The 10,829-nt window shown below is 35.0% G+C and carries 6 protein-coding genes; 1 reads left to right on the plus strand and 5 read right to left on the minus strand.

Features of this window, described 5'->3' with window-relative positions:
• Window positions 1–4 precede the first annotated feature (4 nt).
• A complete protein-coding gene (locus AAGD51_RS03415) occupies window positions 5–337 on the plus strand; it encodes a hypothetical protein (protein ID WP_006279274.1) in 333 nt (110 codons plus the stop codon).
• Here the strand turns inward: AAGD51_RS03415 and rsmD are convergent.
• From rsmD to AAGD51_RS03440, 5 genes are all read right to left on the minus strand, one after another.
• Window positions 295–843: a 16S rRNA (guanine(966)-N(2))-methyltransferase RsmD gene (gene rsmD / locus AAGD51_RS03420; protein WP_077188204.1), complete on the minus strand. Its 549-nt coding sequence runs from the start codon at window positions 841–843 to the stop codon at window positions 295–297. The two genes, AAGD51_RS03415 and rsmD, sit on opposite strands and share 43 nt — an antisense overlap.
• Before the next feature lie 122 nt (window positions 844–965).
• Entirely contained in the window at window positions 966–1,598 is a 633-nt protein-coding gene (locus tag AAGD51_RS03425; protein WP_010082417.1) for a hypothetical protein, read from the minus strand.
• Window positions 1,588–5,385: a type IV secretion system protein gene (locus AAGD51_RS03430; protein WP_265040790.1), complete on the minus strand. Its 3,798-nt coding sequence runs from the start codon at window positions 5,383–5,385 to the stop codon at window positions 1,588–1,590. The genes AAGD51_RS03425 and AAGD51_RS03430 overlap by 11 nt, the downstream gene beginning before the upstream one ends.
• Before the next feature lie 89 nt (window positions 5,386–5,474).
• Window positions 5,475–8,456, minus strand: a complete 2,982-nt coding sequence (locus AAGD51_RS03435) for a type IV secretion system protein (RefSeq protein ID WP_236514732.1) — start codon at window positions 8,454–8,456, stop codon at window positions 5,475–5,477.
• The gene (locus AAGD51_RS03440; RefSeq protein ID WP_265030068.1) at window positions 8,453–10,828 is read right to left on the minus strand and encodes a type IV secretion system protein; all 2,376 of its coding nucleotides are present in this window, start codon (window positions 10,826–10,828) and stop codon (window positions 8,453–8,455) included. Before AAGD51_RS03440 ends, AAGD51_RS03435 begins: the two co-directional genes overlap by 4 nt.
• Window position 10,829: the final 1 nt, after the last annotated feature.

A 10,829-nucleotide genomic window follows, 5' to 3' on the forward strand; every position in this document is an offset into this window, starting at 1 on the left:
GCTATTGATTGTTGGTAGAAAAGTACTTGAGCACGATCCTGAAAAGGTTTGTGAAAATAAAAATATTCATGCTGATCATAAAGAACATTTAGTTTATCGTGAGGATAATAATGGTACAACAAAATACACCAGTTACGAAGAAAAAGAAAATAAATTTATTGAAGAAGCACATGAATATTTAATAGACTCTGAATTTAATAAAAATTTTGATCTAGGGCAGTACAGAATAAGTAATTTCTCCGGAAACTTGACGAAAATAGAACTGGAACTCATCAATGAAAAGTATATGCAAGTTCAAGTTAATAGAGAAAGAAAAATTATTCTCGCTATACCGTAGGTGCGTTCCAAGATTATACTGAAGTTTTTATTGCACTCAAAATCTTCGTTTTTCCTAATCTCTAGAATTATCAATGCATCATCACTTAACCAGCCTGAGTGAGCTAGTCCATTCAACGTTGATTCAACTAGATTGCTATTGTAAGGTGGGTCTATAAAAACTACATCGCACTTTGAAATAGGTTGTGGCAATTTGTTAGCACTACAACAAATTAGCGTGACATTGTTCGTAATTCCAAAATCTTCTGCTGTTTTTTTAGGCAGTTGCAAATTGTAATAATCTGAATCCACCATGAATGCATGTTTAGCGTCGCGAGAAAGCGCTTCAAATGAAAAAGAACCACTACCACAGAATAAATCAAGTACATTCAAGTTATAAATAGGTTTTCTTGAGGAAAGCATATTAAATATTGCTTCTCGGACAATACTCATAGTTGGCCGTGCAGCTAAATGCTTACCTGTAGTTATTTTTCTTCCGCGATATTTGCCTGCAATGATGCGTAGCATATTAAATAAGCTCCAAAATAATTAATTATTTATACTATATGATTAATGTCAATATGGCTTTAGCAGTTTAATAGAGAGAAGCTATCGAGTCGCTTGTAAGAAAAACACAAACACAAGACTCATCAGTTATCTTTTTCTGATTTGCCTGCTGCATTAATTGCTTGACCAATCTCATCTTGTAAATCATCATGATCATTTTTTTCATCATGATTTAGCCCTTCAATTCTGCTTTCTAACTCTAACTTAATTATAGTATTGATTTTATCTATATTATCAAGAAAGCCTCTACATTCTTCTTCACTATACTCTTCACCAGATGCTTTTTTTTCAATAAATAGGTTTTTAAATCCTGCTAGATCAGAATTCTGATCGGTATTTAGTACAACATTTCTCTCTATGAAGCTAAGATCTGACAGCAGTAAGCTAACCTCTAACAGATCTTCACTTTTCACGCTTTTAAGGTCTTCAAGACTTTCTAAAATACTAAACACCTTAATCCTTTCTTGTACAATCTCTTTGTCTTCCTTATCAAATTCAGACAATAAACTATGATTATCTACAAATTTCTCACTCAAAGCTTTATTCAATTTAGCAAAATTGACATCCTTGTCAAGTGATGTGTTATCCCGCAACAAGTCTACCCTTGCCCTACGCGCATTTAAAATGTCGTCGTAGTCATTTAACTTTATGTTGCCATCTTTGTCTTGCTGCAATTTATAATAATCAAGGCCTTTGAAATTTTTATTAGTCTTCATCTTCAATCCTCTTCTCATCTCCTTTTGCATCTGGTTTCCTCATTGGTTCCGGTAATTTCCTTTTACTGTCTTCTCGATTTCTTTTTTCCTCTCTTTCAGCACGTTTTTTTATAGCTTCCTGGGTATTCATTCCAAAAAGTGCCTTAACGTACTCTTCTGGATTTTTTGGTTCTTTAAATAAAGGCTTAAGATTATAAACTTCGTCTTTTCGATCTCTTTCTTCTTTTCTTCTAGCTCTTTCAGCACGTTTTTCTACAGCTTCTGGAGTGTTCATTTCAAAAAGTGGTGAGAGGTTGTAAACTTTATCTTGATTTCTTCTGCCTTCTCTTTCAGCACGTTTTTCCATACCTTCAAAAGCAGATCCAAAATCATCAATTTCATCTGGGCCTTTTGGTTCCGTGCCTAAATTTCGTGTCACTTCATTTGATTGATCAGGCTTATCTTCTTCTGTTGGCTGATCATGCTGTAGTTGATTAGGCTTGTCTTCTTGTTCTGTGCTTAGTTCTCGTACTACCTTATCTGGCTGACCTCCCCCTCGTAGTCGAAGAGGGTCGCCTTCTTCTAGTGGCTGATCATGGTTATCTCTTACTAGTTCCGTGCCTAACTCTCGTTCTACCTTATTTGATTGATCAGGATTGTCTTTTTCTGGTTCTCTCTTACGGCCGATAGTGTAATCATGAAGCTTCTCTAAGAAATCTCGCCTATATTCTTTTGCTCTATAGAGTAGGTTATGATCATAGCCATGCTTTCCTATAGAGTCAAGGCCATGCTCCCAAGTAAATTTCATAGCATCTTCTATTGTATAGCCCAAATGTGATCCTACATATCCTTTGTAATATTCTAAATATTTACCGATCCTTCTATGCGTAATATCTTCCTTATCAACTCCAAATGCCCTGTAGATTTTTTCCTCAAGTTTATCAACGTCATTTTTAGGTGATGTTGCAAATTTTGTTGCTTCAATAGTAGCACCTACAAATTTACGTGGCACATCAATAGCGTATTTCAGCACTCCTCCAACTCTTGGTACTCTCCCCAGCAGATTAGCTGCACCTCCAGCTAATCTATCCGGTAAATGAGTAGCCCAACTGCCTAAAGACTCTAACCCTCCACCAATTTTATCTTGCACTGCTGATTTGCCAAAATATAAGATTTGACTTACAAAAGACGCATCTGGGTCGCCATGTGCAGTAGCGCTTGGAGAATGCTTAGAATACATACTAGATATATTGTAAACGCTGAATCCACCACCAGCGATACTTGAGCCCATTTGTTGTACGAACGTGCGTAAGGAGAACATTAAAAATGAAAGCAAGAATAATACAAAGATTTCCCCTGCATTGATTAAATAACCTCTCTGTATGTCTTGCACCCTTTGGTAATCACTATTTTCTCGATAATCTTTGCAATCCTCACAATCTTTACATTTCTTACAGTATTCACTGTTGGGATCCTTATATAAATCATGAAGTTTCAGTCTTCCACAACCTTGTTGTTCTAATACTCTTTGCACCAAAGACTTTATCTCTCTTTTGAGATCTGGTCTTATGGTACCTTTTCTGTAGTCATCCACTATTTTCCTATAATTTTTACACTTTGCTTCATCTTGCTGAGATCGACAGTAAAGCTCTGTTATTTTACTATTCATACCACCTATCTTTTTGTCTATATTGTTGATCAACAGTAGAATATCAGCTTTTTCTGATGCATATGATAAACTATTTGTTAAGCGTACTAGATCTTTTGCTCTACAGTCATTCTTCACTATCATATCACTTTCTGCAATATAGTGGTCTGCTGGATTCTTCTCAGTACCAGGAATTGGGTTAAAGAAAGGATAATCTATATAACGAAACCCTTTTTCAATGTAATCAGGTGGAAGAGGGATATATCCAGCGCCGCCAGTAAATTTTATTGTACCACCTTCTCTGCTTAGTTTTTCTATACCTTCTATATTTTTATCTATGTTAAGTGGAGAAGCTTCTCCAAGAGTGTAAGGTACAAAAATTTGCCCTGGGGTCCAACCAAAATACTGTTTATCAATGATACAAAAACCACCAAACACCCATTTTGGAGCACATAACCTTACCTCGAACCATTTATTGTAGCATACAGTAAAACCTAGTTGTCTATAAAAGGTATTCATTATAATGGAAGCCAGTAATGACAAGAGAGCAAATATCATAATCGACTGCAAACAAAAGCTGATGCAGAATTTTATCCAACCTTCAAATAGACTTTTCAGTGGTGAGAATAAAATAGAGATTAGGAACAGCGGCATGATAGCTATAAGAAAAGCTATACCCATAAAACCAGAGAGGAATATTATGTAAGCATATAAGCACAGCAAGAAATATAAAACTATCCCTATGAAAATTGCCGGTATCATCAGAAGGCTTGCCCACATTTGGTAATGCAAAAACGCTGCAAACTTTTTCCAAACAGAATAAGCAAAAAACTTATTGAACATGTCCTCCATGAAGCTAAACAACTTAGCTTCATCTCCTTGAGCAATACTTCCGGTGTTCATGTTGGGAGCAAAGTTAGTAATTATACTTATCAATTGTTCAAGACCTTTAACGAATAAAACAAGAAAATGATCATAGAAAAATCTAAAACTTCCAGGAGATATAAGCACTATTACTAGAGTGATTTTCATCATTCTGATGAGCATATCATGCTTAGTCTCTTGTATCATGCCAAAAAGATAAAGAAGCGATGAAATCATTACAAATAGAACAAGCAAGGAAAGAACAAAATTGTGAAAGCTCGTACTTTTTTCAGCTATATTTTCGAACATAGCTTGTGCAGCTGCAGGATCGTTACTGTTAAAATGCTCTTCACAATTTTTGTTAATCAATAATACACATTTTAGATAGTTATAAATATAATCAAAAAACCCAAAACTACTTGGCTGCTGCACTCCACTTAAGAACTCAAAAGAGTAGCCACCTACATTATCTAAGTAATATCTATCTAATATTTTTACATATATTTTCCATCCCTTTTTTAACTTCAACTCATTACAATTTCTGTCCTTTAATTTAGTGTTATCTCTGTCTAAAGTAAAAAATCCATTGTCGCCCTCTGCTGTGGAGTTATAACCTAGATGTACAGTAGGATATTGAGGATCGCGCATTAACTTTAGATTTTCGTTAGGATCATCTTTCCCCGTTTGAAACAAAAGATAAGCACCATGACCGTTGGTAAACCAACATGGAGCACCACGTGATACTGTATTTGCACTATCATCTTCATTAATGCACTTGCAATTTACAGTGCAACTTGCATTAGGCTTACTTGAAAATTTTTGTATGCTAGGTTTATAATCATTACAAACTAAGTGAAAATTAGGTAAACTATTATCACTTTGTTTACCTTCAAATTTAGTTGCATATTTTAACTGCTCCAAGCTTTGTAAGGTATAACTGCCTTTTTTAGATTCCTTCTTGTTATTATTACTCCAAGATGTCCATGCACCATTAACTCGCACTTTTAAACTATCTCCATTGGTTTCGAGTCCGGTATCCTCCCACTTCACCACTTGGTTATGGTGAAAACCATAATTAATTTCGCCAGTTTCAGGATCAATAACTTCTCCATCTCCTGGAATAAACGCATCGTGGTCGCTTGAAAAATAAGCGCTTACTGCAATAGGTTTAGGACCAAAATAGTCAGCAGATATACACCTTGGAAAAGGCATATCGTTTTTACTACAACCTGTGATCAGCACATAAGCTGCAAGAAGTAATACCCTAAACCAACATTTGCCTAAACGTGATTGCATATCTAAACTTTTTCCAAATACAGAATAAATTTCTAAAACTTTACTTAAAATATCTTTTTAATTAGTTACTCCATAATATCATTTATATCTTACTCCTCTCCATTTTCTTCCTTGTTTTTAGCTTTAGCACTAGGATCACTTCTTATTGTTTCATCAGAATTTTTTTGCTGATCTGATTGTTTTAATGTTTTAGGTCTATCACTCGTTGTTTTATCAGAACTTCCTTTAGAATCTTCTTTTTTGTCTGGTTGCTTTGGCGTGTTAGGTAATTTAGCCTCAATTTTTCCCCGATCTTTACTCATTTTCTGCTTGATACTCTGTATCATACTTTGGGTCTTATCATCAAGGCCAACGGTTGACAGCATAGCTTGCGATGCGCTCTTAGCAACTGTACCAACACCGCCAGTAACTCCATAACCAGAGCTAAATAGTGTTTGTACCATAGTTTCCGATATAGAAACAAAAGCTTCCATTGCACCGGCAATAATGAGGTATATAAACGCCTGGATTAGGTCTATAGGTAATGCTGCAAAGTGTCCACCAGCCCTTTCTCCGGTACTGAGTGCAACATCAACGCTAGTGCCAGGACTGTATCCAAGAGGCAGTATTGATTTCATCAAGCACAGATCATACGATAAGAAATTTACGCTAATTAAACATTGATAGCATGCAGAAAAATTTGTGAGGTTATATAAAACTGAATACATCAACTGATTTAAAAGAGATAAAAATGAAAATAAAATGACTGGTTCTAATGAAACATGAGCCAACGTTTTTATCCAATTATCAAACAAGGGTTTAGTCTTTTGAAATAGAATAAATACGATAAATAAAGGTGTTAATGACAGTAAAAACGCCACTAGAACAGTAGATATTACATATTTAAACGTAGCGCTAATAATGCATTTTAAGAACATAAAAGTAGCGTAGAGTATTGCCAAAAATGCAATAAAGCCAAAAGGACCAGAGAGCATCAATGATAAAAACTTTAACCAAGTTTCTGCTGTGAATAATACTCCTGCTGTCAAGTCTAAGAATGCAAATTTTCTCCCCCCTTCCCCTATATAGCCAGAAAAGCTATCAACCAAATAAGTGCTACCATCTATAAAAAGTCTGGATAAAGTTGTACCAAAAAGTTCCCAGCTTCTATCGCTAAAGGCAAAAGCTATAAATGCTATCTTGAACATTCTTACAATGAAATCAAATTTACTTAGCTGTATTGTTCCAAGCATATAGCCAACGACAGTAAATATAACGTATAGAGTAAGCAAAGCTCTTACCCCTTGAAGAAGACCTCTTGCATATCCTTTGTATGAATCTTTAACGCTGTCCCCAATTACTTCTTCTTTTATAAGTTTAAATACCCCGTTTACATTCGATGAAATAAAATCATTAATTTTTCTTTTAACAAATAAAGTTACTGTGTACTTATTATTTTCATAATATTTGCCATTTTTATCTGTAATGTCATCTCTCTCTACGTTGCTTACATTGATGCCGAAATATATCTTCTTAGATTCTTCGTTCTGAAAGTGTTCTCCGCTTATTACATCTAATATGGTGTACTCATCTTTTCCGTTTACTCTTTCTCTCACTCCTACCACTTTAAAATCATTAGTTCCCACACCATGCAAATCTTTAGGTGGCTCATCACCTAAATATACATATAATTTTTCGCCATTAATATATTCACATGATCTAGTCACTTTAACATGGTACCCACCTCTATTAGCTCCATAGTGACCATAATCTGCAATGGCAAGCATCACACTGCTACCAGGTGTTACACTTCCTATTGGATAGTCATGATTTAATTTTAAGGAAAAATCTTCAAAATTATCACTGATTTTTGAGCATACTAGTTTATCATTTTTCTCCTTTCCTGCTCCTCCTCTTTTTGGAAGACATTGAATACCTTTAGCATCGCCCTTCATATCATTACGCTTGCCTTCAGAAATACTTGCATCACCTGGATCGCTTATTTTTGCAACAAGAGCCTCAGCCCAAGATTTATCATCTTCAGTAAAACTACCTGCTTTAACATTCCCTTCCATTTTTTCTAGATAAGAATACATATCACATTTATTTCCTTTATCGTACTTCTTATACCTTATAGAGGAGACACAGTTCCGTTCTCCTGCTTGACCTAAACCATAGTTCCATATACCCTTCTCAGTATAGCATATATTTTGATGGTAACAGTTAAGCTCATAGGAGGAGTACTTTTTTCTCTCATCAAGACTACAGTTTTTTCCATCACATAACTCGTTCAATCCTATTTTAGCGCGGCGTAAATCAAGTAGTGAACCATATACCCATGGTTCGTTGTCTTGAATATAACCTTTATTAAAATGCACCTTATTATCATATGGGGTATACCCATTGCCAACTAGCACTTTGCTTTCCTTTGCTTTTGTTTTATCAAGAGGTAAAAATTGTATTTTATTTTTTGTACCATCTTTACCATCACAAAAAAACTCTCCCCCCTGATGTACTTCACTCACTGTAGCTTTCTTATATACAGTTTCCTTACGGTCATTTTCTACAGCTTTATAACAATTGTCATCAAAATTGATGCCTTTCCCTTCTGGATTGTCGTAATCAATTGTTATTTTTCTGGGAACTAAGCTGAAGCTTAACTTGTCACCAGGATTTACTTTAATTCCAGTGTCCACATAACGTCTATTGCTGCCAAATCCTTTGCCACCACATAGTTCGTTTTTACTTTCATTAACACCATAATTGTTAGGTACACTATTAATATCCGCAGCCTTACTATAATTTGGTTCTGAGCCATCAGCACAAAAGCTAGCTGGCACAAGTACTTTCCTTGGATTTTTGTCTTCTTTAAAAGGGCAAAAATTTACTGATCCATCGAGGGTGAATTTGATTTTCTCACCCTGACTAATTACCTGACCAGAATCAACCCAATGAATTTTATCGGCTTTACGAACTGGAACATCCACATTAACGCTGGTGTTTTTGCTCTGCAACCCAGGCTCGACACAATCCATATTACAACCAGTGATTGCAAGACACAGTATCAACAATAGTGATCTTTTACTTATCATTGCTGTCTTCCTTGTGGTATCTGAGGCGTTGACCTTTGAGTCCCTTGTGGTATTTGAGGTCTTGACGTACCTGACTGTTGAGAGGCATCTCCTCTTTCTCTTCTTTGAACGCTTTGTTCATCTAACCCTACTGTTCCCATTAAGCTTTGTTGATACTGTCTTCCAGGTTCGCTTGCTACATAAGCACCAAACAACGAGTCAGATATTGCCGAAGAAGCTTCAACTAAAGCTTTCATAGCGTGTCCCAAAATAACAAAAGCCATCATAGCGGTAATATTAGGTGTATATTTGGAAGCATAACCATAAAAAATACAAGGGTTAAAAATCTTTAGGTTAATATTAAGTATACATGTAGAGCAGACCTCAAAATCAAATACTGAATACACAATATAATCCATAACCTGACTTATCAGTGATATAAAAATTAAAAGGACCACTGGATGAATTGCAAATCTTGCTAAATTTTTAACCCAGTTTTGAAACATCTGCCTAGTATACGCAAATAAAAGACAAATAATAAAAATAGGTGCTAAAGAAAGTAATAACGCAACTATTGCTATAGATGTAATAAAAGAAAATAAGGCATTAAAAATAGATAAGCTCACTGTGATTAAACCCCAAATCACCAAGCAAAAAGATACAATGCCCAAAGGGCCAGAAAATATAAGAGATACTATTAACAATACTGAATGCGATGACAAGAACCTATTGAGCGGCAAATCAAGAAACTCAAAAACATTTGAAGTAGTGCCTCTAAAATTTGCTATTTCTATTAGTTGTTTTGGAGTGTTAATAAATATAGAGAATGCGTTGTTATAAAAAAAGTCCCAGCTATTATCCTGCAATAGCTGGGCGATGATTCCTATCTTTACGCATATAATTAAAAACTCATATATAGAAATATGAGTTAATCCAAAAAAGTAATAAAGAGTATATAAGATTATATATAGTACTAATAGTGATATTATAGTAGATCTAATGGTATTTGTTCTGCTTGATTTTATAAAACTTTCGTAAAGAGACTTCACAGGACTAGTATCAGAGTGAATTGCGTTAGGGTCTTTATAATTAGAGCCGAAAAATGCAGTTTTCACTTTTTCATCAAAGAAATTATATATTGCACTAAAAGTTTTTGTAGGTGGCTCTTTAGTTGTTAGGTTAATACTAAACTGACCTTCATTTTTGTAATCGCAGCCATGGTCTCTTATTCCATAATATATGGTGCCTTTTTTTTCTTTTAACTTTTCCTTTAAGCCTTCCATGTACTCAGTATCATGAACTTTGCTGATATCTACAGATATATCCGCTTGGTTTTCACCAGGCTTATGCTCAGGAAGTTTGTCAGAGACGCTTATATACAAACTATTCTCCAGACTGTGGTTCTTCGCTACTCTTATGTTGAAACCACCTTTGTCATTTCTATCATAGCAGTGCTCGTCATTTCTACTACATAAACTAAAAGTTAAACTTGGTGTTCGATGGTATTTTTCTATCTTATAATCACAGTTAGTGCATATGCCACCTGTTGGAATGTGTTCAAAATCTTCACCATCCATGTGAACACGTAATAGTGTAATGTCAGTTTTTACCTGTTTTTCCTTTAATACGTTACTAATAGTTTCAGCAATAACAGATTCACCACTAGAATTTAAAGCATTGAATATCTCACCTTCTATACTATTGTATTCAATGTATGCGCAACCTTTGTTTCCGCTGTCGGAAGGAAATTTACATATACGTCCGCAGAGTAAATTCAAAATGCGCGTATCTGTTTTGTTTTTCTGATCACTTGAAAGCTCACTGCAGTTTACACTTTCTCCTTGTTTTATAGAATTAATAATGTTTGTATCTTGACTTAACTGCGAAAAATCTGAATCCCAGTACTCTTTTCCATTCAACCATTGCGCATCGCCTATTATATATTTATTAGGACATATTTCACCCTGACATCCTTCTCGATTTAAAACATGTGCAAAATGTTCCGTTTCTTGTTCGCTGCACTTTTCATCAATTTTCACATACCTGATTTTTGTCTCACTCTCTTTATCTTTACACACTTTACTTCCAATAACACTAAAGCTTATCGTATCGCCTTCCTTAAGTGCAAATGGTAATGTAACGCTATTTTCCCCAGGCCCAATTGCAAAATCTTCATACTGCTTAGGGCAAAAATTAACCTTACTAGGCACTATACCAATCTCTGTTACTCTTATTCTATCTGAGATATTAACACCGGAATCAACCCACTTCTGCTCTGTTGACACTATATCTAGTTTTTCACGCAAACCTGATAAATTTTCTGGCTTAATACAGTGATGTTCCCCGCAGCCTGACAGAAAAAAAAACGGTATTATCAGCAAAAATTTTAGCATA

The sequence above is a fragment of the Wolbachia endosymbiont (group A) of Volucella bombylans genome (assembly GCF_964026965.1).
In the GTDB taxonomy this organism is placed as follows: domain Bacteria; phylum Pseudomonadota; class Alphaproteobacteria; order Rickettsiales; family Anaplasmataceae; genus Wolbachia; species Wolbachia pipientis.